Here is a 23,860-nt window from a genome sequence, read left to right on the forward strand (position 1 = left end):
CACCCACAGGGGCCAGGTTGCTCAGCCACCGTCCACGCGCGGTGCGCGCGCCCCCTGCCGGAGGCCCCCTCTCGCGCGTTCCGCGCGGTGGTCTCCGTAACCGCCCTTACGCGTTATATGGACGCCCGGAGCCCCTCAACCATCCGAGCCGCAGAGGCGTGAACGCACACCCGCACCGGGGGAGGGCCCCTCCCCAGAGACAGCGAAGAGCGGGGCCAGGGGCTCAACCCCTGGGGTCAGGTCATGTCCGCTCAACCCCACGAAGGGTTTCACCCCTCGAGCCCCTGAGTTCCTGGCAGGCTCTCCCCTCACCCACAGGGGACAGGTCGCTCAGCGACCGTCCACGCGCGGTGCGCGCGCCCCCTGCCGGAGGCCCCCTCTCGCGCGTTCCGCGCGGAGGTCTCCGTAACCGCCCTTACGCGTTATATGGACGCCCGGAGCCCCTCCACCATCCGAGCCGCAGAGGCGTGAACGCACACCCGCACCAGGGGAAGGCCCCTCCCCACAGACAGCGAAGAGCGGGGCCAGGGGCTCAACCCCTGGGGTCAGGTCATGTCCGCTCAACCCCACGAAGGGTTTCACCCCTCGAGCCCCTGAGGTCCTGGCAGGCTCTCCCCTCACCCACAGGGGACAGGTCGCTCAGCGACCGTCCACGCGCGGTGCGCGCGCCCCCTGCCGGAGGCCCCCTCTCGCGCGTTCCGCGCGGTGGTCTCCGTAACCGCCCTTACGCGTTATATGGACGCCCGGAGCCCCTCAACCATCCGAGCCGCAGAGGCGTGAACGCACCCCCGCACCAGGGGAAGGCCCCTCCCCACAGACAGCGAAGAGCGGGGCCAGGGGCTCGACCATTGGGGCCAGGTCATGTCCGCTCAACCCCACGAAGGGTGTCACCCCTCGAGCCCCCGAGTTCCTGGCAGGTTCTCCCCTCACCCACAGGGGACAGGTCGCTCTGCGACCGTCCACGCGCGGTGCGCGCGCCCCCGGCCGGAGGCCCCCTCTCGCGCGTTCCGCGCGGTGGTCTCCGTAACCGCCCTTACGCGTTATATGGACGCCCGGAGCCCCTCAACCATCCGAGCCGCAGAGGCGTGAACGCACACCCGCACCAGGGGAAGGCCCCTCCCCACAGACAGCGAAGAGCGGGGCCAGGGGCTCAACCATTGGGGCCAGGTCATGTCCGCTCAACCCCACGAAGGGTTTCACCCCTCGAGCCCCCGAGTTCCTGGCAGGTTCTCCCCTCACCCACAGGGGACAGGTCGCTCAACCACAAGAGGAGAACCCCCGCAGACCGCGAAGAGCGGCGCCACGACCCCCACCCAACGGAACCAAGAGGTGCCCCGTTCCGGAGCCCAGGGCCCGAAACCCAGAACCTGGACGAGGCCCCAAGGGGCCGAGGCCTACCGGGGTAGCCCTTGTGCGACCGCTGTGTGTTGGAACCCCTTGTGCGATCATGTGTGCGACCAACGACGGCGGAACGAGGAAGCCGGTGCGAATCCGGCGCGGTCCCGCCACTGTGAGCACGGGTAGCCGGTCCCGCACGGCCACTGTCCCCACCGGGGACGGGAAGGCCGGGACCACGAGGCAGTGACCCGCGAGCCAGGAGACTCACCGCCGTCGTCCTCACCACCGGGGCGGATCTCCCCGCGAGAGGAACGAGACGCACATGAGGCACCCCTGTGCGCGCACCCGCCGTGCGTGCCCTTCCCCTGCCCTCCTCCGGCCCGCGACACCCACTCGCCCGCCGGCAGCCCTCGCCTCCGCACGACCGAACCGTCCCGTGCCACCGGCCCCGAACCCCGAGTCCGGCCGGTGTCGACCACGGAAGGACGGCCCCCGTGCACACATCCCCCATGACCAGGTCCGCCATGACCAGGTCGCCCATGACCAGGTCCGCGGCCGCACTGCCGCTCGTCGCACTCCTCGCCGCCTGCGGAGCGCCCATCGGTGATGACGGCGGGTCCGACACCGACACCGCCGCGGACGGCTGCGTCGAGGACTTCGAACCCGGAACCGACCACTTCCCCGACAAGGCCGAACCCGGGCACGCCGAGAACATCTCCTTCGAGTACGGCGACCACTACGTCGTCGTCACCGTCGACCAGCCCGCCCCCGGCGCCGACCCCGAGAGCTACCTCCTGCACCGGTGCGGCACCCCCGAACCGAACGCCGACGACCTGCAGGGGACCGAACTCGCCGGCGTCGACCTCGACCGGGTGCCTGCGATCGAGGTTCCGGCCCAGAGCGTCTTCTCCGGATCCACCACCCACCTGCCGCTGTTCACCGAGCTCGACCGGGGCGAGACCGTCACCGGTGTCTCCGACGCCTCGTTCGTGTCCACCGAGGAGATCGCCGACCAGGTCGAGGACGGCGACACGCTCGAATACGCGGGCGGCGGCGCCATCGACCAGGAACTCGTCATCGCCGAGGACCCCGACCTGCTCATGACCGGCGGGACCGAGGACCCCGACCACGAGAGCCTGCGCGAGGCCGGGGTCCCGGTGGTCGCCAACGCCGAATGGTTGGAGGCCACCCCGCTCGGCCGCGCCGAATGGCTGCTCCTGGCCGGGGTGCTCACCGGTCAGGAGGCGCAGGCGGAGGAACTGTTCGCGCAGATCGAGGCCGACTACGAGGAGGTCGCCGAGGTCGCGGAGGGGGCCGACCCGGTCGAGGTCCTGCCCGGCCAGTTCGGCGACGGATCCTGGTTCGTGCCGGCCGGCGGCTCCTACGTCGGACGCCTGCTCGCAGATGCCGGTGCCACCCACCCCTGGGACGACTCCGAAGGCACCGAGAGCGTCGAACTCGACCTCGAGGAGGTGCTCGCCGAAGCGCGCGGGGCCGAGGTCTGGATCGCCTCCGCCGACTGGGACACCCTCGCCGACGCCGAGGCCGACGACGAACGCCACGCCGAGTTCGACGCCTTCGACGACGGCCGGGTGTGGACCAACAACAAGGCCACCGGTCCCACCGGCGGCAACCAGTACTGGGACGAGGGCGTGCTCCGCCCCGACCTGGTGCTCGGCGATCTCGTGCACGTGGTCCACCCCGACCTGCTCCCCGACCACGAGACCCGGTACTACCGACAGTTGGACGAGGCGTGAGCGGCACCGTTCCCGACCGGGTGAGCAACGCCGCCACCGACCGGGTGAGCAACGCCGCCACCGACCGTGGGCGCGCCCCCGCTCCCGACCGGGTGCGGGACGAGGCCCCCGACCACGTAGGCGCCACCGACCGTGCGCGTGACCCCTTTCCCAGCCACGCGAGCACACCCGTCCGTGGCCACGCGAGCACCCCCGCCCCGAACCGGCTGAGCGACACCGCCTCCGACCACGCGAACACCCCCGTCCCCGACCGCCGCACGCGCGCCGTGCTGCCTCTGCTGGGCGCGGGTGTGGTCGCTGCCCTGACCTGCGCGCTCAGCCTGGGCTCGACGCCGCTCCCGCCGGCCGAGGTGGCCGCGGTCCTCTTCGGGACCGGTGACCCCGACCCCAGGGCAGCCGCCATCGTCTGGGAGGTGCGCCTGCCGAGGGCGCTCACCGGGCTGCTCGCAGGCGCCGCGCTGGGCCTGGCCGGGCTCCAGATGCAGACACTCCTGCGCAACCCCCTCGCCGAGCCCTACGTACTGGGCGTGAGCTCCGGCGCGAGCCTGGGTGTGGCCCTGGTGGTACTGGCAGCGGGGGCCGGCGGCGGCACCTTCACCGCCGGGCTCGTCGGCCTCGGACGCCCCGGGCTCGTACTGGCCGCCGCGTTCGGGGCGGGCGCGGTCATGGCGCTGATCCTGCTCCTGGCGCGGTGGACGTCGTCGGTGGTGACCCTGCTCGTCATCGGGGTCATGGTGGGGTCGGTCGTCTCGTCCGTGGTCAGCATCCTGATCAGCTACGCCCGCGCCGAGGACGTGCAGCGCTTCGTGCTCTGGGGCCTGGGCAGTTTCTCCGCGACGGGCTGGAGCGACCTCGCCTGGTTCGCGCCGGTCCTGGTTGCGGCGATGCTGCTGTCGGCGTTCCTGGTCAAACCGTTGAACGCGCTGCTGCTCGGCGAGGCCTACGCCCGCACCATGGGCGTGCGCACCTCGGCCGTGCGGTGGACCGTGATCGCGGTCGGCGCGCTGCTCGCCGGAACCGTCACCGCCTTCTGCGGGCCGGTCGCGTTCCTCGGGCTGGCCGTGCCCCACCTCGCCCGTATCGCCCTGCGCACCGCCGACCACCGGGTGCTGGTCCCCGGCGTGGTGCTCATGGGCGGTGGTGTCGCCGTCGCTTGCGGAACGGTCGCGGTCCTGCCCGGAACCGGGGGCGTGCTCCCGCTGAACGCCGTGACCGCGCTGGTCGGCGCACCCATCGTCATCGGGGTGCTGCTCAACGGCCGCGCCGCGAAAGGGGTGAACCCGTGACCGCCTCCGAACCGCCGGAACCCGCCGAACTCGGACCGGACCCGGGACTTGCCGAACCCTGGCCGGATCGGGAAGCTGCCGAGCCAGGTCCGGATCCGGAACCCGCCGAACCCGGGCTGGTCGTCGACGACCTCACCGTGGGCTACGGGGGTTCCCGCCGCAGGCGCCGGACCGTGCTTCGCGGCGTGCACGCACGGGCGCGCCGCGGGGAGCTGACCGTCCTGCTCGGCGCGAACGGCTCCGGGAAGTCGACGCTCCTGCGGGCCCTGTGCGGAACGGCGCGTCCGCTGGCGGGGGAGTGCCGGGTCGACGGTGCCTCGGTGACGGGCCTCGACCCGGTGCGGCGCGCCCGGGTCCTGGCCACCGTGCTCACCGAGCGCGACGTGCCCCCGCTGCTGAGCGCCCGAGACCTGGTGTCCCTGGGGCGGCACCCGCACACCGGGATCTCCGGACGCCTGGGCCGCGGCGACCACGCCGTCGTGGAGTGGGCCCTGGACGCGGTCGGCGTCGCCGAACTGGCCGGCCGCCGGGTCGCCGAGCTCTCGGACGGGGAACGCCAACGGGTGCTGACCGCCCGCGCGTTGGCGCAGGAACCCGCGGTGCTGTTGCTGGACGAACCGACCGCCTTCCTGGACGTGCCCGGGAAGGTCGCGCTGACCGGGCTGCTGCGGCGGTTGGCGCGAGATCGCGGGTTGGCGGTGGTCATGTGCGTGCACGACCTGGAGCTGGCGTTGCGCACCGCCGATGCCGTGTGGCTGCTGGACGGGGGCGCCCTGCACGAGGGTTCCCCCGCCGAGCTCGCCCGGAACGGGGCGATCGGTCGGGCCTTCGACGGTGCGGACCTGGAGTTCGTGCCGGACGAGGGTGTGTTCCGCCTGCGCGATGCCGGACCCGTGTGAGAACCCGTACCAACCGACGAGGAGAGGACGACGATGCCGCGTTCCCGAGGAACCACCCCCACGGCCCGGGAGGCCGTCGCCGACATCGCCCGCATCGGCGGTTTCTTCGACGTGACCTCCCACCCCGACCTCGCGGACTCGGCGCCGGGGGAGGGGCCCTGGCGTCCGCTGGCCGAGGTGTGGGGGCCGGACGTCCTGGGTTCGCGCATCGAGCGCACCCGCCGCCTGTTCGCCGAACGCATGGACATCACGCCGGAGGAGGTCGAACCGCGTGTGGCCGCCTCGGTGCTCTACCAGGGCATGGCCGCACGCCTGGTCTCGCCCGCCATGGCCGCTGCGGTCGTGCACGGGGTCGTGCCCGAACCCGGTGCCCTGCGCTGGCGCACGATCTCCACCGGGCCCCTGCCCCTGTTGCTGGCCGAGGACCGCGCGGTGCCCGCGCCCCGTCCGCGTGAGCACGGCCCCGCCGCGGCCGCCGAGGTGGTCGAACGGGTGGTCGTGCAGGGTCTGCTGGAACCGGCCGCCGCGGCCTTCCGTGCGCGGGTGAAGGTCTCCCCGAAGGTCCTGACCGGCAACCTCGCGTCGTCGGTCGCCGGTGCGGCCCGCCGTATCGCGGAGGTGCGCCCCGAACACGGGGCCGACGCACATGCGCTCGCCGGTGCGCTGGTCGCCGCGCCCTCGCTGGAGGGTTCGGGAACGTTCGGTCCGCCCCGGACCGTCACCGGCGCCCGGGGCGGAAGCCACCGGGAGATCCAGTTCGTGCGCAACAGTTGCTGTCTCTACTACCGGCTGCCGGGCGGAGGGATGTGCGCCGACTGTGTCCTGCTGCGCGGGGTCGACGCCTAGGACCGGGCCGACCGGGGCCGCGTCCGCACGGCTCCGGCTCCCCGTCTCCGGTCCGCGTCCACACGGCTCCGGCACCCTGTCTCCGGTCCGCGTCCGCACGGCTCGGGCACCCGGTCTCCGCCGCCCCGTCTCCGGTCCGGGCGCTCAGGCCTCGGCGTTCCCGGGCAAGGGGGTCTCGGTGACGGTGGCGTTGGCGTGCACCACCACGTAACCGCCGGCCTGTGGGAGGGGGCCGCGGTCCTCCACGTGTACGGCGTCGTCGGCACGCAGTGTGTCCAGCAGGTGTTCCACTGCGTCCTCCTGCCCTTGCAGTCGGAGCTTGACGGTGGCCATCGTCGTTCTCCCCACGTGTGCATCGCCCACGGTGCGAGCCGTGTGGCGTTCCGGTCCGGTGGCCGGGGGTCTGCGCCCCGGTCCACCAGTGTACAAAGATTCCTACTATAGTGGTGGGGAATTGGGGGTGGTGAACCCCTCAGCTCCGCCGCGCGTTCGCGCGTCCGCGCCCCTCACGGCTCGTTCGGCCGGAGATGGGGCGGCGCCCCCGCGCGCACCGCGGAGAGCAGGCCCGGGAAACGTTCCTCGATGTCGTCGGAGCGCAAGCGGGCGGTCGCCCGGTTGCCGTGCTGCTCGACCGCGATGAGCCCGGCCTCCCTCAGTACGCGGAAGTGGTGGGTCCGGCCGGCCTTGCGCACCGGCAGGTCGAACCAGGGGTAGGTCTTGGCGCTCCCCGGCGGGAGCGACAGGAGCAGGGCCACCACACGCAGCCGGTTGGGTTCGGCGATGGCGCAGAGCACCTCGGTGAGGTCGAGGTCCTCGCGTGCGGGGTGCAGTAGCTCCGGTGCGGCCTCCTGTTCGGAGGGCGATGAGGGCATCGTCGTTCCGTTCTTCTCAAGGTATGAAGCTCATCATACCTTTGGGTTCGGTGTCTGGGGTATGGTGGCGACCATACCTTCAAAAGCCGATCTGATTAGTGGGTATTGCGATGGCTCTGCAACTGGTCGAGTTCACCGTCGACGGGCGCGACCGCGCCTCCGCCGACAAGATCATCGACAGCGCGGCCGGGGCGCTCCGTGCGGGCGGCGCCGAACTGATCGAGGCCCAGGTCCCGGTCGGCCACGGACAGGTCTTCCTCATCGCACACGAGGAGAACCCCGGGGCGGTCGCCGACGCCCTGGCCGCATCCGACCTCGAACACGACGACCTGGCCGAGGTCCGCCTCGTGGGCGCCGACCTCGACACCGTGCGCGGACAGGCCGCCGAGACCGGCTACCTCGTCGAGTGGGACCTGCCCGAGGGGCTGAGCATGGACAGCTACCTCGCCCGCAAGGCGGAGAAGGCCCCGCTCTACGCCCAGGTCCCCGAGTCCCGCTTCCTGCGCACCTACGTGCGCGAGGACATGGGCAAGTGCCTCTGCTTCTACGACGCCCCCGACGCCGCCGCCGTGGAGCGGGCGCGAGAGGCCGTCGACACCCCCGTCGACCGCCTCCACGAACTGGACCGGCGCACCTGAGCACCGCCGGGCGCGACGAGGAGGACCGACCGTGGACACACTGAACGACAGCGCCACCCCGACGGTGGCCCACCTGCCCGAGCGGCCCGAGGTCACCGAGGACTTCCTGGCGTCGGCCCCGGGCGTCGACACGGGTGAGCAGGACGTGCGCCCCGGGCTCCGCAGGCTCGGTGAGCTCGGCCTGCTCGACACCGGGCTGCCCGACGACGGCCGCGGAGGACTCCTGCCCTTCCTGGGAACGGTCGAGAGCGTGGCCCGCGGTTGCCTGAGCTCGGCGTTCTCCCTGTGGGCCCAGCGCATGGGCCTGGAGTACCTGGCCCGCGCGCCCCGGAGCCCGTGGGTCGACGAACAGCTCGCCCTCCTGGCCACGGGGGAACGCGCCGGCGCCGGTGCCCTGGCCCCGGCCATGAAGGAGCTCTCCGGCCTCGGCACCGTGCCTGTCGTGGCCCGCCCCGAACGGGGAGGCCACCGGCTCACCGGCACCCTGCCGTGGGTGTCCAACCTCTTCCCGGGCGCGGTGGTCGCCCTCCCCGCCCGGGTGGAGGAGCCTGCGGGGGAGGACCGCCGTATCCTCGTCGCGGTCCGTGTCGGCGACGACGGGGTCCGGGTCCGCGACCTGCCCCGCCTGATGGCCCTCAACGGCACCGCGTCCTCCTCCCTGGAGCTCGACGGCGCCTGGGCGAACGAGGAAGCCCTGGTCAGCGACGACCTCCCTGCCTTCTGCGCCGGGATCCGCACCACGTTCCTGCTCGTGCAGAGCGCCTTCTGCTCCGGGCTGGCCGTGGAGTCGACCGAGCAGGCCGCCGCGAGGATCCACGGGACCACCGCGGTGTTCGACGACGACCTCCAGGTGTTGCGGGACGACGTCGCCTCGGTCCGCGCGCGGCTCGCCGAGTTCGCCCAAGAGCCCCCGGAACCCGCGCAGGTCACGCAGCTGCGGCTCGACGCGGCCCTCACCGCGGGCACCGCGGCCCGGCTCGAGTCGGCCGTCCGCGGAGGCGCGAGTTTCGCCGCGGCCGGCCACAGCTCCCGCCGCCTGCGGGAGTCCCTGTTCCTGCCGATCCAGTCACCCACGGAAGGACACCTGCGATGGGACCTACGACGCTGAGCGTGCGCGCCGGGTCCAAGTCCTACGGCGACCGGACCGTGCTCGACGGCGTCGACCTGGACCTTCGCCCCGGCCGTGTCCTGGTGGTCCTGGGCTCGAGCGGGAGCGGCAAGTCCACCCTCCTGCGGCTGCTGGCCGGGCTGGAGGAGTTCGACACCGGCGGGCTCGACCCGCGGCCCCGGCAGTGGCCCACCACGGGTGTGGTCTTCCAGGACCCCCTGCTCATGCCGTGGTTCACCGTGCGGGCCAACGCCGAGCTCGGGCTCCGGTACCGGGCCAACCGGGGCCGGGTCGAGGACACCGCGGCACAGGTGGACGACCTGCTGCGCTGGTTGGGCCTGGCCGAGCTGGCCGACGGGCCCGCCGACCGCCTCTCGGGCGGGCAGGCCCAACGGGTCGCCATCGCCCGCGCCCTCGCCCCGGCCCCCGACGTGCTGCTGCTCGACGAACCCTTCAGTGCCCTGGACCCGGTGACCAGGGAGTCGCTGCAGGAACGCACCCGCGCGCTGGTCCGGGACACCGGGGTGAGCGCGGTCCTGGTCACGCACGACGTGTCCGAGGCCGTCTACCTGGGCGACGAGATCACGCTGTTGGACAACTCCGGGCGCCTGCACGAGCGCTGGGAGGGACAGCCCGGGGACCGCGGTGCCGCCGAGTCCGGCCCCCTGCGTTCCCAGCTCCTCGAGCGCTACTCGGGCATCCTGCCGACACGGGGCGGAGGGTGAGGGTGGACCGCAGAACACTCATCGGCGCCGGGCTGGGCACGGCCGTGACCGCCGGGCTCGGTGGTGCCGCCACCGCCGGGGTGCGCGGACTCGCAGGGCAGGGCTCGGACCGTGCCCTGCGCGTGGGATACCTGCCCATCACCGACGCCTCCCCGCTGCTGGTCGCCCACCACAAGGGCCTCTACGAACGCTTCGGCGTCGAGGTCGAGGCCCCGGTCCGGTTCCGCAGCTGGGCCGAGCTGGCGCAGGCCTTCGTCACCGGGCGGGTCGACGTGGTGCACCTGCTGGCGCCGTTCGCAGTGCAGCTGCGCTACGGGCAGGGCACCCCGGTGCGGTCCATCGCCTGGAACCACACCAACGGTTCGGCCCTGACACTCGCCGACGGCCTGGACGACCTGACCGGGCTGGCCGGCCGGACCTTCGCCGTCCCGTACTGGTGGTCGATCCACAACATCCTCGCCCAGCGCCTGATGCGGCAGTCAGGGCTCACCCCGGTGCTGCGGCGTTCGCCCTCGGCGGCCGACGGCGAGGTGCGCCTGGTCGTGATGAGCCCGAGCGACATGCTGCCCGCGATGGCCAACGGCGTCATCGGCGGATACGTGGTGGCCGACCCGTTCAACGCCATGGCCGAGATCCAGGGCGTCGGGAGGATCCACCGCTTCCTGGGCGACCTGTGGCGCGACCACGCCTGCTGCGTGGTGAGCGTCCTGCAGCCGACCATCGACGAGACCCCGGACCGCATCCAGCGCCTGACCGAGGCCCTGACCACCGCGCAGCTGGAGATCGAGGCCGACCGCGCATCGGCGGCCCAGGACCTGACCTCGGGGTACCTGCCCCAGCCACTCCCCGCCGTGGAGCGGGCGCTCGGCTACGAACAGGACCCCTACCAGGACCGCGGCGCGGTGCTGCGCCCGCAGTGGCAGGGGCAGAGCATCGGTTTCGCGCCCTACCCCTTCGCCGATTACACGCGCACGCTCGTCGAGTTCATGGACACCACGCTCGTGGACGTCGACACCCGGTTCCTGGACGGGATCGACCCCGCCGGCGTGCACGGAGAGCTGTTCGACGAGAGCTTCGCCCGCCGCGCGATCGAGAACGCGGGAGGACCCTCCGTGTTCGGTCTCGACGCCGGGCTCACCCGCCGAGAGGAAGTGGACACCGCATGAGCCGTACGACGACCGGGACCGCCGGGGCCGCCGGGGCCGCGGTGGTGCTTGTCCCGATCCTCGCGCTCGTGGCCCTGTGGTGGTTCCTCACGAGCGTGCTGGCCTCCGACCACGTGGTGCTGTCCGGGTTCGCACCCCAGAACGCGGTGCCCGCGCTCGTGGACATGGCGTGGCAGGGCCCGCTGGCGGCCGACACCGCGGCCACGCTCTGGCGGCTGACCGCGGGTCTCGCGCTCGCCGCCGCGGTCGGCGTCCCGATCGGGTTGGTCGTGGGCCTGGTGCCCGTGGTCGAACGCGCAACCCGGCCCCTGTTCCACTTCCTGCGGATGATCTCCCCGCTGTCGTGGGCGCCGGTGGCCATCGCCCTGTTCGGGATCGGCCACCAGCCGGTGTACTTCCTCGTCGCGATCGCCGCGGTGTGGCCGGTCATCCTGAGCACGTCCTCCGGGGTGCTCGCGATCGAACCCGGGTACCTGAAGGTCGCGCGTTCGCTGGGCGCGACCCGTTGGGAGCGCCTGCGCACGGTGGTGCTGCCGGGGGTGCGGCTGCCCACGCTGACCGGGCTCCGGCTGGCTCTCGGGACCGCGTGGATCGTCATTGTTCCGGCGGAGATGCTGGGTGTGGACTCCGGCCTGGGGTACGCGATCCTCAACGCCCGCGACCAGCTGGCCTTCGACCAGCTCATGGCGGTGATCCTGTGGATCGGCATCCTCGGTTACCTCATGGACGCCGCGCTGCGCAGGCTCCTCGCCGGAGCCTCGGTAACGGCCCGGCGTCCCACAGGTGCGGTAGAGCGGGCTGAGTAGGACGCCCCAGGACCAAGGTCGGCCCAATCCCGCGAGGGGCTTCGTCCACAGACCACGAAGAGCGGGGCCATGGGAGCAACCCCTGGGGTGAGGTCTGCTCAACCCCACGAGGGGCTTCACCCCTTGAGCACCTTGAGTTCGTGGCAGGTCTTCCCCCATCCACAGGGGCCAGGCCGCTCAACCACAAGAGGAGAGCCCCCGCAGGCGGGGTAGAGCGGGGCCATGGGAGCAACCCCTGGGGTGAGGTCTGCTCAGCTACTCAATGGGCTTCGCCCCTTGAGCACCTGAGTTCCTGGCAGGCGCTCCCCTCATCCACAGGGGTCAGGTCGCTCAGCCACCGTCCACGCGCGGTGCGCGCCCCCTGCCGAAGGCCCCCTCTCGCGCGTTCCGCGCGGTGGGCTCCGTAACCGCCCTTACGCGTTATTTGGACGCCCGGAGCCCCTCAACCATCCGAGCCGCAGAGGCGTGAACGCACACCCGCACCGGGGGAAGGCCCCTCCCCACAGACAACGAAGAGCGGGGCCAGGGGCTCAACCATTGGGGCCAGGTCATGTCCGCTCAACCCCACGAGGGGCTTCACCCCTTGAGCACCTTGAGTTCCTGGCAGGCGCTCCCCTCATCCACAGGGGCCAGGCCGCTCAACCACAAGAGGAGAGCCCCCGCAGGCGGGGTAGAGCGGGGTCGTCAGAGCAACCCCTGGGGTCAGGCCTGCTCAACCACACGAGGGGCTCCGCCCCTCAAGCACCTTGAGTTCCTGGCAGACGCTCCCCTCACCCACAGGGGCCAGGCCGCCCAGCCACCGTCCACGCGCGGTGCGCGTGTCCCCGCCGAAGGCCCCCTCCCGCGCGTTCCGCGCGCTGGGCCCGCAACCATCCTTACGCCTTATCTGGACGCACGGAGCCCCTCAACCATCCGAGCACCGTAGGCGTGAACGCACACCCGCACCGGGGGAAGGCCCCTCCCCACAGACAACGAAGAGCGGGGCAAAACAGAGCAACCCCTGGGGCCAGGTCGGACCTGCTCAGCCACTCAAGGGGCTCCGCCCCTCGAGCAGCTGAGTTCCTGGCAGACGCTCCCCTCACCCCCCTGTCCCGCAGGTCGCTCAACCACAAGAGGAGAGTCCCCACAAGCGCCGTAGAGCGGTGCCACTACCTCCACCCCAGGATCCAGCCCCACCCAAGCCCGGCCCTACCACCCGGCCCGTCCCCGACGCCGGTCCCGATCCCGCGCGGCGGCCTCCTCGGCCCGCTCCGTCAGGTCGACCTTGCGGACCTTGCCCGTCGCAGTGACCGGGAACGCGTCCACGACCTCCACGATCGGGACCTTGTACAGCGCCATGTTCTCCCGCGCCCACGCCGTCAGTTCTTCGGCGGTGGGTGCGGCTCCGGCCTCCGGGGTCCCAGCCGGGGTCCCAATCGGGGGCCCTGCCGGGTTCACCGCCGGGGTCACGAAGGCGACGGGCCGCTGCCCGGAATCCGGGTCCTGTGCCGCGACCACCGCCACCGAGTCCACGCCGGGGTGGCGCCCCAGCAGGACCTCCACCTCGGCGGGGAACACACTCATGCCCTTGACCTTGATGAGGTCCTTGTCGCGGCCCAGGTAGTGCAGGCAGCCGTCCTCGTCCATGCGCCCGTTGTCGCCGGTGTGCAGCCACCCGTCGCGCAGTTGCCGCGCGGTCGCGTCGGGCCGGTTCCAGTACCCGGTCATGACGGAGGGGCTGCGCAGCACGATCTCGCCCTCCGTCCCGATGGGGAGGGGCTCGCCGGTCTCGAAGGAGACCACCGCGACGTCGGTCCCGGGCACGGGCAGACCGCAGAAGACCGGCTCCGAGCGCAGGTCGCGGTCGCCGTCGGCCAGGCCGTAGGGGGTGGCGTCGAAGGTGTGCGACTCGGTGAGCCCGTAGGCCGCCTCCCGCAGCACCGACCCGGAACCGACCTCGGCGCTCCACCGGGCCCGGATCTGCGGGTCGAGCTTGCGCACGAACGACATCGCGGAGGGATCCGTCAGCGACGACAGGTCGTGGGAGCCCAGATCCGGGTGGTCGAGCAGCTCGAGGTAGTTCTCGACGGTGCCGACCATGACGCTGACCCGGTGCCGGTCGATCGCCGCCAGTGCCCGGCCCGCGTCCCACCGGGGGAGCAGCACGACGGTTCCTCCGGTCACCAGGGGCAGGAGGATCCCCAGGTCCTCGCCGGCGATCCAGAAGATCGGCACGTAACAGAGCACCACCGCGCCGCCGGTGCGCCCGGTGGCGCCAGCGCACGCGGCCGCGGTGTAGAGCATGTGCCGCTGGGTGTGCATGCAGCCCTTGGGCAGGCCGGTCGTGCCGCCGGTGTAGTTCAGCGCCGCCAGGGCGTCGAGGTCGCGGCTCACGGACGGGTCGTCGGGGGCGATCGGGGTGTGCGCGACCGCCGCCGACCAGGGATGCTCACCCTCCTGGAGAGGGACGGCGGTCCCCGTGCGCGGGTGATCGACCTGCTCGTCCTCCCCGAGCACCAGGACGCTCCGGCCTGGTGCGGACGGGCGGGCCTCACGCAACAGGGGCAGCAGGGGTTCCAGGGCGACCACCACACGGGGGTCGGCGTCCTCGAGCTCATGGGCGAGCTCTGCCTCCCGGAACATCGGGTTGACCGGAACGTGCACCGCCCCCAGGGTCAGTGCCGCCAGCATGACCACCGTGAAGTGCGGACGGTTGGGCATGAGCACGGCCACGCGGTCGCCCGCCCCCACCCCCGCCTCGTCGCGCAACCACCCGGCCGTGCGGCGGACCAGCACGTCGAGCTCGCGGTAGTTCACCTCCGCGCCCTCGAAGACGATCGCGGGGCGGTCGGGCACCTGTTCCGCCCACGTGGACAGGTGCGCGGGGAGGGTGGTCTCACCGAGCGGGTAACGGACCTCGGAGGGGGTTCTGGACGGGCGCAGCTGGGCCTGGCGGGCGCGCAGATCCTCGAGGTGGGTCGACATCTCCACGGCGATACCTCTTTCTCTTGCTGGGGGTGGGCGCTGGCTGGGGGACAGGGCCTCGGGTAGGGCGGGCCCCGCGCCGAAGCGGGGCCAGGTCCGTTCAACCAGGGAACGGGCTGCGCCCAGAGGCGTCGTAGAGCGGGGTCATGGGCCACACAGGAGGACCATGCCTGCCCAACCACACGAGAGTCACCACGGATCCACGTACCGCGGCGCCGGCTCCCGCGCCGGACCCGACGCGCCTTCGCTCCCGTGCCCCGCCAACGCCGCGGTGATCCACCTCCGGGTCTCGGCCGGGTCGATGACCTCGTCGAGCTCGAACACCCCGGCCGCGCTGGTGGCCCGCGCCCGGCGGTGCGCCTCGGCGAGCAGCGAGTCGAACAGGGCCTGCTGCTCGTCCGGGCCCCCGGCGGCCTCCAACTCCCGCCGGAACCCCAGGCGCACCGCACCCTCCAGCCCCATCGGCCCCAGCTCCCCGGTCGGCCAGGCCACCGTCGCCGCGGGTGCGTGCAGGTGCCCGCCGGCCATCGCCTGGGCGCCGAGCCCGTAGGCCTTGCGCATCACCACGGCCACCATCGGCACACGCAGGTGCGCGCCGGTCACGAACAGCCGGGAGAACCGCCGCACCGTCGCCGTCTGCTCGGCGTCGGGGCCGACCATGAACCCGGGGGTGTCGCAGAGCGAGAGCACCGGCAACCCGTGGGCGTCGCACAGTTTCAGGAACCGGGCCGCCTTGTCCGCGGCCTCCGCGTCGATCGCGCCGCCCAGGTGGACGGGGTCGTTCGCGATCAGCCCCATGGGCCGGCCCTCCACCCGCACCAGGGCGGTGACCATGCCCGGGCCGAACCCGCGGCGCAGCTCCAGCACCGAACCGGTGTCGGCCAGGCCTTCCACGGCACGGCGCACGTCGTAGACCCGCATCCGGTTCTCGGGGACCACGTGCCGCAGCCGCCGCTGGTCGGGGGCCTCCCAGTCGTCGACGGGTCCCTGGAAGTAGGACAGGTACCTGCGCACGGTCTCCACGGCCGCCGCGTCGTCGTCCACGAGCAGGTCGATGACCCCGTTGGGTTCCTGCACCCCGACCGGTCCGACCTCCTCCGGCCGGAACCTGCCCAGGCCGCCGCCCTCGATCATCGCCGGTCCGCCCATGCCGATGTTCGCGTCGCGGGTGGCGACCACGGTGTCGCAGCAGCCCAGGAGCGCCGCGTTGCCGGCGAAGCAGCGCCCCGAGGCCACGCCGACCGTGGGAACATGCCCGCTGAGCCGCCCCATCGCCGCGAACGTGGTCACCCCCAGGGCGGACGCGGAGTTGGGGTCGGTGTCTCCGGGACGCCCGCCCCCGCCTTCGGCGAAGAGGACCACCGGAAGGCGCCTGCGGTGCGCGAGGTCGAGCATGCGGTCGGTCTTGCGGTGGTTGATCACGCCCTGGGTCCCCGCCATGACCGAGTAGTCGTAGGACATCACCACGCAGTCCGCGCCGTCGGGGTGCCGGTCGGCGTTGATGCGGCCGAACCCGGTGACCATCCCGTCGGCGGGGGAGCGGTCAATGAGCTCCTCCTCGGTGCGGCGGCCGGACTGTGCGGCCACCGCCAGGGCCCCGTACTCGGTGAAGGACCCGTCCTCGCACAGGTCGTCGATGTTCTCGCGTGCGGTCCGGCGCCCCAAACGGTGGCGCTTGGCGACCGCCTCGGGGCGCAGCTCGTCCGAGCCGCGGGCGCGGCGTTCGAGCAGGGCGGCCAGGTCGGGGCGGATCAGCCCGGGGTCGGTCTCCTCCTCGGCCGGCCCTGTCCCGGCGGCCCCGCCGTCCGGGGCCAGACCGACGAGGAGGTCGCCCTCGGCCACCGTGGAGCCGACCTCGACGGCCGCTGCCCCGACCGTGCCCGAGACCGGCGCCGGAACCACGTGCTCCATCTTCATCGCCTGCAACACCAGCAACGGCGCCCCCGCTCGCACGGTGTCGCCCTCGGAGGCCTCCACCGAGACCACCGTGGCGGCGAACGGGGCGCGCACACCGCCGCCGGGGGAGCGTCCGCCGTGCGCCTGCCCGTGCCCGGCCGTTTCCCCGGCCGCCTCGAGCAGCTCCGAGCGGTGCTCCTCGACGAAGGCCGTGGTGGCCTCGCCGGAACGGAACACCGGGTGGGACAGGATCGCGCGCAGCAGCCCCAGGTTGGTGGCGGCGCCCTCGACCGTGAACTCCGCCAGCGCGCGTCCGGCCAGGTCGGCGGCGGCACCCAGGTCCCCGCGCGGCGTGTGCGCGACGACCTTGGCCAGCAGCGGGTCGAACCCGTCCCCGGCCGTGTGGCCGACCGCGCCGTGGGTGTCGACGCGCACGCCCGGGCCCGCCGGCGGCACGAACGCGCTCAGCGTTCCGGAGGAGGGCACCGCCGACCCGTCGGGCGCGGTGGACTCCAGGTTCACCCGGGTCTGCACCGCGCAGCCCCGGGGCGCGGGCACGGTGCCCCGGTCCAGCCCCTGCTCGGCCAGGGTGCGGCCCAGCGCGACCTCGATCTGGGCGGCGACCAGGTCCACGCCGGTGATCTGCTCGGTGACGGTGTGCTCGACCTGCAGGCGGGGGTTGGCCTCGATGAAGTGCACGGCGTCCCGGTCGTTGCCCCGGCCCGACGCCACGAGGAACTCGAACGTGCCCAGCCCGCGGTAGGAGACCTCGCCGGCCATCACCAGCGCCGATTCCAGCAGCTCTTCGCGTACGGAGGCCGCAAGCCCCGGGGCGGGCGCGACCTCGACCAGTTTCTGGTGCCGACGCTGCACGCTGCACTCGCGTTCCCACAGGTGGGTCACGGCCCCGGTCCCGTCGCCCAGCACCTGGACCTCCACGTGGCGGGCGTGTTCCAGGTACCGCTCGACGTAGACCTCGCCGCGGCCGAACGCGGCCTCTGCCTCCGAACGGCAGCGCTCGTGGGCGAAGTCGAGGTCGGCCGGGTCGGTGACCACGCGCATCCCGCGCCCGCCCCCGCCGGCGAGGGCCTTGACCACCACGGACGCCCCCGGGCCGAGCCCTTCCAGGAACGAGCGCGCCTCCTCCACCCCGGTGGGGCCCGACGTCCCCGGGGCGACCGGCACACCCAGCGACGCGGCCAGCTCACGGGAGCGGGCCTTGTCGCCGAACAGGGCCAGCGTCTTGGGGTCGGGGCCGACGAAGGTGAGCCCTTCCTCGGCGCACAGTTCCGCGAACCCGGCGTCCTCGCTCAGGAACCCGTATCCGGGGTGGACCAGGGTGCTGCCGCTCTCGCGTGCCAGGGCGACCAGCCGCGCGGCGTCCATGTAGGCGGCGGGGCCCGAGGAGCCCAGCGCCCGGGCCTCGTCGGCGAGCCGGACGTGTGCGCCGCCCGCGTCGTCGTCGGAGTACACGGCCACGGTGGACAGCCCCAGGGAGGCGGCGGCGCGCAGCACTCGGACGGCGATCTCGCCCCGGTTGGCGACGAGCAGACGTGGGGGGTGGGACACGGAGCGTTCCTCTCCTCGGGGGCGGTTCGAGTCTGCGCCTGCGTTGACACTCGTGTCAATGGCCGGTCGGCGAGCACCTCGGGGCCCTGGGATACTCGGGCGCATGGACGAGCCGAGCGACCGCACCGCCGTGAAGAAGGGGTGGGCCACCCGCGTCAACCACGACCGGGCCGACAGCGCCACCCGCGCGGCGCTGCTCACCGCCGCCCGTGGGGTCTTCGAGGAGAAGGGGTTCGCCCGCACCACCGTCGCCGGCATCACCGGCCGCGCCGGGGTCGGGCGGGCCACGTTCTACGTCTACTTCTCCGACAAGGAGGAGGTCTTCGCCGTGCTCGCCCGGCAGGTGCGCGACCGCCTCGTGGCCGGGCAGGAGCTCGGCGGGGTCGACGCGGACGACGCCCATGCCGTCGCGGAGGCAACCACCACCGCCTACCTCGACGCCTACCTCGAGAACCTCGCCTTCATCGCCGTGATCCAGCACCAGTCGCTGGCCGACCCGGCGATGAGCGCCCTGTGGCAGGAGATCCACGCCCGCCCACTGGAGCGCTCGGCCCGCTACATCCGCCGCCTGGTACGGCGCGGTGAGGCCGACCCCGCGGCCTCACCCGAGGCGGTCGCCCGGGCGGCGGGCGGCATGGTCTCCTCGGTCGCCGGTCACCTGTCCGTCGCCCCCGACCAGCGCGAACGCGCCACCGAGGAGCTCGTCGCGATGTACGTGCGCCTGCTCGGCCTGCCCCCGCGCGACCGGTGACCCCGGTCGGAGAGCCCGAGACCGCTGTGTCCCGGCCGGTGGAGGAACTCGGCTCCAGGGCGGTGCGCCGCTGACCGCCTCCGGCGAGTCCGGGGCTGGCCGCAGCGTCGTCACGGGTGGCGCGGCTGCCACGTTGGGAGGGCTCACCGGGTGCACCAAAGGCGCCGGGCCCGAGATGCAGTGGTGCCTGCCGGCGTTGCCGGGCCGGATCGCCCCGACGGTCACGGGCGGCGCGGCTGCCGTGCTGGGATGGCCCACCGGGTGCGCTGGGGGCGCGGGGGCCGAGGCTCCGTGGGGCCTGTCCGCTTTCCGCGCCGGACCGCCCGACCGTCACGGGCAGCGCGGCAGCAACCCTGGGGTGGCTCACCGGACGCACCGGGGGCGCCGGGCTCGAGGCCCCGCGAGGACTGCCCGCGTTGCCGGGCTGGATCTGACCGCCGCGGCCGGACCCGGACACCGGGCGCCCCGCGATGAACCACGGCCCGGCCGGGGCATCCCACCAGGAGAGGAACGTTCGACGGGGGAGGCGCCATGGAACGCCGGAACGCGGCCCGGGCCCTGGCGGTGGCGGTGACGGCCACCGTCGTGGGCACGACGTCGGTGAGCCAGTTCGCCGACCCCGCCTGGGGGTTGCTGGTCTCGCTCGTGGGCCTGGTCGCGACCTGGGTGGTCTGCGTGCGGGGCTGGCGCGCCGTGCGGCGTCCCCGCCCGTTCCGCCTGGTGTGCGCCCCCATCGGCCAGCTGCTGTGCGCCTTCATCGTCGCGCTGATCTCGGCGGCCGACCTGCGGGCCGAGGACAACCCGTGGGCGTTCGTGGGCGTGTGGCTGTTCACAGCGGGGGGTTACGTCTTCATGTCCGTGCTCTTCGCCGGTTTCCTGCGCGACAAGGACTTCTCCACCGGGGCGGGCCAAGGCATCTGAGGCGCCGGGGCGCCCCGAACCAGGCCGACCGGCTCACACGCCGCTGAAACAGGACAGTTGGGGGTCTCGACGCGAGGGATTCTAACGTTGTAAAAACGTGGGACAGGTCACCCGGCCGACGAGCCCCGCAGCTGTGAGGACGGTCAGCAACGATGGAAACGCCCCCCACCGACCCCCCGCGCCCGGAGTATCCCCGGCCGCAGTTCACCCGCCCCGACTGGCTCTGCCTCAACGGCACCTGGGGCTTCGAGATCGACCGCGCCGACACCGGCCTCGAACGCGGACTGCGCGAGGCCGAACTCGCCGGCACCATCACCGTGCCGTTCTGCCCCGAGTCGGAGCTCTCCGGGATCGGCGACACCGACTTCATGGAGGCGGTCTGGTACCGCCGCACGGTGCGCATCCCCGAGCAGTGGGCCGGAAAGCGCGTCCTCCTGCACTTCCAGGCGGTCGACCACGACACCACCGTGTGGGCCGACGGCGTCGAGGTCGCCCGGCACCGCGGCGGCTTCACCCCCTTCACCGCCGACCTCGGAGGCGTCGCCGGACCCGGCGACGAGGTCGTGCTCGTCGTGCGCGCCCGTGACACCCGCCACGGCGTGCAGGCGCGCGGAAAACAGGCCACCTGGTACGCCAACTCCGGCTGCCACTACACCCGCACCACGGGGATCTGGCAGACCGTGTGGATGGAACCCGTGCCCGACGTGCACCTGCGCCGTCCGGTGATCGAACCGGACCTGGCCAACGGCGCCTTCCACCTGCAGTGCCCGATCTCCGAGCCGCGGCGCGGACTGTCCGTGCACGCCGTGCTCTCCGACGCCGACGGCACGGTGGTGGCCGAGGGCGGCGTCCGTGCCGAGCTCGAGGCCGCGCCCCGGCTCACGCTCACGATCCCCGAACGGCAGCGCCGCCCCTGGTCGCCCCAGGACCCGCACCTGTACACGCTCCACCTGGAACTGCGCGGCGCCGACGGGGAGACCGTCGACCGGGCGGAGAGCTACGTCGGCCTGCGCTCGGTCTCCATCGAGGGCAAGGCCGTGCTCATCAACGGCGAGCGGGTCTTCCAGCGCCTCGTGCTCGACCAGGGGTACTACCCCGACGGGCTGATGACCGCGCCCGACGACGCGTCCCTGGTCCGCGACATCGAACTCGCCCTCCGCGCCGGGTTCAACGGGGCCCGCCTGCACCAGAAGGTCTTCGAGGAACGCTTCCTCCACCACGCCGACCGGCTCGGCTACCTGGTCTGGGGCGAGTTCGGAGACTGGGGGTGCGCGGCGGAGGGCCCGGCCGGCGCGGACAACCAGCGCCCCGACGCCTCCTACGTCACGCAGTGGCTGGAGGCGGTCGAACGCGACCGTTCCCACCCGAGCATCATCGGCTGGTGCCCGCTCAACGAGACCTTCCAGCGGCTCCACGACCGCATCACCGGTCTCGACGACGTGACCCGGGGGATGTTCCTCGCGACCAAGGCCCTGGACCCCACGCGCCCGGTCGTCGACGCGTCCGGCTACTCCCACCGGGTGCCCGAGACCGACGTGTACGACTCCCACAACTACGAGCAGGACCCCGAGGCGTTCCGTGAGCAGATGCGCGGTCTCGCGGAGGACGCCCCCTACGTCAACCCCGCGGGAGGGGAGAACTGGTCCGTGCCCTACCGGGGCCAGCCCTACTTCTGCAGCGAGTTCGGCGGGATCCGCTGGGACCCCGATCACCGCGCCGACGGCGCCTCCTGGGGATACGGCACCGACCCCGCCTCGGAGGAGGAGTTCCACACGCGCTTCGCCGGGCTGACCGGTGTCCTGCTCGACGACCCCGACATGTTCGGTTACTGCTACACCCAGCTCACCGACGTCTTCCAGGAGCGCAACGGCGTCTACCGCTTCGACCGCGGCGACAAACTCGACGTCGCGCGGATCGCCGCGGCCCAGCAGCGCACCGCCGCCTTCGAGAAGCACGGCCCCCACAACGGCTGACGGCCCGGAGCCCCCGGACCGGCCACGGAGACCGGGGGCTCCCTCACCCCCCAGGAGCCCCCCATGCCTTCCTCACCCGTGCCCGAACCACCCCCGCGCCCACCGTCCCCCGTCAGCCGGCGCAGCATCCTCCTCGGCGGGGGCGCCCTGGCCCTCGGGGCGGCCGCGGCCGGCTGCACCCCCGGCGGTGCAACGCCCGCGGGCCGCACCCCCGTCCGTTTCTGGAGCCTGTTCCAGGGCGGCGACGGTGCGCGCGCCGAGACCATGTACGCCGCGGTGGAGGAACAGGCCCCGCACCTGGCGATCGAACCCACGACGCTCGCCTGGGGCCCGCCCTACTACACCAAGCTCGCGATGGCCTCCGTCGGCGGCCGCGCCCCGGAGACCGCGATCATGCACCTGTCCCGCCTGCCCGGCTACGCGCCCGGCGGCCTGCTCGAACCCTTCGACCTGGACCTGCTCGCCGAGTTCGGTGTCACGCCCGACGACTTCGTCCCCGACCTGTGGCGGCGCGGCGAGTACGACGACGGTGTCTACGCCGTTCCGCTCGACACCCACCCCTTCATCGTCTTCTACGACACGGAACTGGCCGACTCGGCCGGGCTGCTCGACACCGACGGCCGGCTGCGCCCCATCCGGTCCGACCGCGAGCTGGTCGAGGCCTCCCGCGCGCTGGCCGAGGCCGGCGGCGGCAACGGCATCTCCTTCGGCTACGTCAACGACGACTCCCAGGGCTGGCGCCTGTTCTGGAACCTCTACAGCCAGACCGGCGCCGAACTGCGCCTGCCCGAGGGCGGGCCCGCCGAGCTCGACCACGACGCCGCCCTGCGCGTCTACCGCCTCCTGGCCGAGCTCTTCGACGGCGGGACCAGCCCGGCGGGGCAGAGCTACCAGACCGCCCTGGCAGGGTTCGCGGACGGCCGGTCCGGCATGCTCCTCACCGGTGAGTGGGAGCTGCCCTACCTCCAGGACAGCGTCGAGAACCTCGGGGCCGCGCCCTTCCCCACGGTCTTCGAACAGCCCGGCAGTTACGCCGACTCGCACGCCTTCGTGCTGCCGCGGCAGAACGACCCCGACCCCGAACGGGTGCGCGCCGCCCACGAGTTCGTGGCGCTCATGCTGCGCAACAGCATGACGTGGGGCGAGGCCGGGCACCTGCCGGCGTACAGGCCGGTCGGGGAGTCGGAGGAGTACCTGTCGCTCAGCCCGCAGGCCGACTACGCCGCAGCGGCCGAGAACCCTGTGCTGGACCCGCCGTCCTGGTTCGCGGGCGCCGGGTCGACCTTCCACACCGACATGACCGACACCGTGCGTACCGCGCTCACGGGCGCCGGCCCCGAGGCCGCGGTCGAACAGTTGGCCGAGGCGCTGGACTCCTGGGTCGTGCGGGAGAACCCGACGGTCGGAGGTACCTCATGAGCGCCCCGGCCCGGACCCGGATCCCGCAGCGCACACCCGAGGCGGCACGGCCCCGGCGCGCCCGCCGCGCCATCGCCGACGCGAGTTGGACCTTCCTGCTTCCGTTCGTCCTCGTCTACGGGGCGTTCCTCGGATGGCCGCTGCTGAGCGGGTTGTGGATCAGCTTCACCGACCTCGCGCTCAACGGCGCCGGCGGGGACTTCGTCGGCACGGACAACTACGCCGAGGCGCTGGGCGACCCGCTCGTGTGGCAGACCGTCGGCAACACGGCCTTCTTCACGCTGATCACCACGGTTCCGCTCATCGTGATCGCGCTGGCCATGGCGGTGCTCGTGCACGCCGGACTGCCCGGGCAGTGGCTGTGGCGCCTGGCGTTCTTCATGCCGTTCCTGCTGCCGGTCACCACCGTCGCCCTGGTGTGGGACTACCTCTACAACGACGACTTCGGGCTGTTCAACCAGGTCCTCGGTGTCTTCGGCGGGGACGGCCTGGGCTGGCTCACCGACGAGAACGTCGCGATGTGGTCGGTGGCGGCCGCGACCGTGTGGTGGACCGTCGGCTTCAACTTCCTGCTGTACCTGGCCGCCCTGCAGTCGGTGCCCGATCACCTCTACGAGGCCGCCGCGCTGGACGGGGCCGGGGCCTGGGCCCGCCTGCGCTACGTGACCCTTCCCCAACTGCGCACGGTCACCGTGGTCGTGATCCTGCTGCAGGTCCTGGCCTCGCTCAAAGTCTTCGACCAGATCTACCTGCTGACCATGGGCGGGCCCGGGGACTCGACCCGCTCGCTGTTGCTCTACATCTACGACCTGGGCTTCACCGGCTACCGCATCGGCTACAGCTCGGCCGTCTCGTACCTCTTCCTGGCGATCGTGCTCGTGATCGCCGCCGTCCAGGTGTGGATCGCCATGCGGAGAAAGGCCTGA

At 72.8% G+C, this 23,860-nt stretch carries 18 protein-coding genes and 1 riboswitch; of the genes, 14 read left to right on the forward strand and 4 right to left on the reverse strand.

What is annotated here, in order from left to right:
• Positions 1-1,447 precede the first annotated feature (1,447 nt).
• A riboswitch (cobalamin riboswitch) is annotated at positions 1,448-1,624 on the forward strand.
• A gap of 223 nt (positions 1,625-1,847) precedes the next feature.
• Genes IDM40_RS09460 through IDM40_RS28615 form a run of 4 tightly spaced genes read left to right on the forward strand, consistent with a single transcriptional unit; the run spans position 1,848 to position 6,126 of the window.
• Entirely contained in the window at positions 1,848-3,095 is a 1,248-nt protein-coding gene (locus tag IDM40_RS09460) for an ABC transporter substrate-binding protein (protein ID WP_235997464.1), read from the forward strand.
• Positions 3,092-4,381, forward strand: a complete 1,290-nt coding sequence (locus tag IDM40_RS09465) for an iron ABC transporter permease (RefSeq protein ID WP_328806978.1) — start codon at positions 3,092-3,094, stop codon at positions 4,379-4,381. Before IDM40_RS09460 ends, IDM40_RS09465 begins: the two co-directional genes overlap by 4 nt.
• The gene (locus IDM40_RS09470; protein WP_328806979.1) at positions 4,378-5,280 is read left to right on the forward strand and encodes an ABC transporter ATP-binding protein; all 903 of its coding nucleotides are present in this window, start codon (positions 4,378-4,380) and stop codon (positions 5,278-5,280) included. The genes IDM40_RS09465 and IDM40_RS09470 overlap by 4 nt, the downstream gene beginning before the upstream one ends.
• A gap of 33 nt (positions 5,281-5,313) precedes the next feature.
• Positions 5,314-6,126: a (2Fe-2S)-binding protein gene (locus IDM40_RS28615; RefSeq protein WP_193121572.1), complete on the forward strand. Its 813-nt coding sequence runs from the start codon at positions 5,314-5,316 to the stop codon at positions 6,124-6,126.
• 144 nt (positions 6,127-6,270) lie between these two features.
• Here IDM40_RS28615 and IDM40_RS09480 read toward each other — a convergent pair whose 3' ends face one another.
• Entirely contained in the window at positions 6,271-6,459 is a 189-nt protein-coding gene (locus IDM40_RS09480; protein ID WP_193121573.1) for a hypothetical protein, read from the reverse strand.
• 173 nt (positions 6,460-6,632) lie between these two features.
• Positions 6,633-6,998, reverse strand: coding sequence for an ArsR/SmtB family transcription factor (locus IDM40_RS09485; RefSeq protein ID WP_193121574.1), 366 nt, complete (start codon positions 6,996-6,998; stop codon positions 6,633-6,635).
• A 110-nt stretch (positions 6,999-7,108) separates the two neighbouring features.
• On the opposite strand from IDM40_RS09485, the gene IDM40_RS09490 reads away from it, so the two are divergent.
• Genes IDM40_RS09490 through IDM40_RS09510 form a run of 5 tightly spaced genes read left to right on the forward strand, consistent with a single transcriptional unit; the run spans position 7,109 to position 11,441 of the window.
• On the forward strand, positions 7,109-7,636 hold the full coding sequence (locus tag IDM40_RS09490) for a DUF4242 domain-containing protein (RefSeq protein WP_193121575.1): 528 nt from the start codon (positions 7,109-7,111) through the stop codon (positions 7,634-7,636).
• Positions 7,637-7,667: 31 nt separating this feature from the next.
• Positions 7,668-8,744 (forward strand): acyl-CoA dehydrogenase family protein, encoded by a 1,077-nt coding sequence (locus IDM40_RS09495; RefSeq protein ID WP_193121576.1) that lies wholly within the window; start codon positions 7,668-7,670, stop codon positions 8,742-8,744.
• Complete coding sequence (locus IDM40_RS09500) at positions 8,726-9,469, forward strand: ABC transporter ATP-binding protein (RefSeq protein ID WP_193121577.1); 744 nt, start codon at positions 8,726-8,728, stop codon at positions 9,467-9,469. Before IDM40_RS09495 ends, IDM40_RS09500 begins: the two co-directional genes overlap by 19 nt.
• A gap of 2 nt (positions 9,470-9,471) precedes the next feature.
• Positions 9,472-10,635, forward strand: coding sequence for an ABC transporter substrate-binding protein (locus IDM40_RS09505; protein WP_328806980.1), 1,164 nt, complete (start codon positions 9,472-9,474; stop codon positions 10,633-10,635).
• Positions 10,632-11,441: an ABC transporter permease gene (locus tag IDM40_RS09510; protein ID WP_193121579.1), complete on the forward strand. Its 810-nt coding sequence runs from the start codon at positions 10,632-10,634 to the stop codon at positions 11,439-11,441. Before IDM40_RS09505 ends, IDM40_RS09510 begins: the two co-directional genes overlap by 4 nt.
• A 1,188-nt stretch (positions 11,442-12,629) precedes the next feature.
• Here IDM40_RS09510 and IDM40_RS09515 read toward each other — a convergent pair.
• A complete protein-coding gene (locus IDM40_RS09515) occupies positions 12,630-14,405 on the reverse strand; it encodes an AMP-binding protein (RefSeq protein WP_235997479.1) in 1,776 nt (591 codons plus the stop codon).
• A gap of 189 nt (positions 14,406-14,594) precedes the next feature.
• Positions 14,595-17,870: an acetyl-CoA carboxylase family protein gene (locus IDM40_RS09520; RefSeq protein WP_193121581.1), complete on the reverse strand. Its 3,276-nt coding sequence runs from the start codon at positions 17,868-17,870 to the stop codon at positions 14,595-14,597.
• A gap of 103 nt (positions 17,871-17,973) precedes the next feature.
• Between IDM40_RS09520 and IDM40_RS09525 the strand changes: the two genes are divergently transcribed.
• The 5 genes from IDM40_RS09525 to IDM40_RS09545 all read left to right on the forward strand — a co-directional run bounded on the left by IDM40_RS09525 (position 17,974) and on the right by IDM40_RS09545 (position 23,860).
• Complete coding sequence (locus IDM40_RS09525) at positions 17,974-18,621, forward strand: TetR/AcrR family transcriptional regulator (protein WP_193121582.1); 648 nt, start codon at positions 17,974-17,976, stop codon at positions 18,619-18,621.
• Between the two features lie 531 nt (positions 18,622-19,152).
• Positions 19,153-19,542 carry a hypothetical protein gene (locus IDM40_RS09530; RefSeq protein WP_193121583.1) on the forward strand — a complete coding sequence of 130 codons (390 nt, stop codon included), beginning with the start codon at positions 19,153-19,155 and terminating at the stop codon, positions 19,540-19,542.
• Positions 19,543-19,694: 152 nt separating this feature from the next.
• Positions 19,695-21,515 carry a glycoside hydrolase family 2 protein gene (locus IDM40_RS09535; RefSeq protein ID WP_193121584.1) on the forward strand — a complete coding sequence of 607 codons (1,821 nt, stop codon included), beginning with the start codon at positions 19,695-19,697 and terminating at the stop codon, positions 21,513-21,515.
• Between the two features lie 63 nt (positions 21,516-21,578).
• Positions 21,579-22,934 (forward strand): extracellular solute-binding protein, encoded by a 1,356-nt coding sequence (locus IDM40_RS09540; protein WP_193121585.1) that lies wholly within the window; start codon positions 21,579-21,581, stop codon positions 22,932-22,934.
• A complete protein-coding gene (locus tag IDM40_RS09545) occupies positions 22,931-23,860 on the forward strand; it encodes a carbohydrate ABC transporter permease (RefSeq protein WP_193121586.1) in 930 nt (309 codons plus the stop codon). Before IDM40_RS09540 ends, IDM40_RS09545 begins: the two co-directional genes overlap by 4 nt.

This window comes from Nocardiopsis coralli (assembly GCF_014892575.1).
In the GTDB taxonomy this organism is placed as follows: Bacteria; Actinomycetota; Actinomycetes; order Streptosporangiales; family Streptosporangiaceae; genus Nocardiopsis; species Nocardiopsis coralli.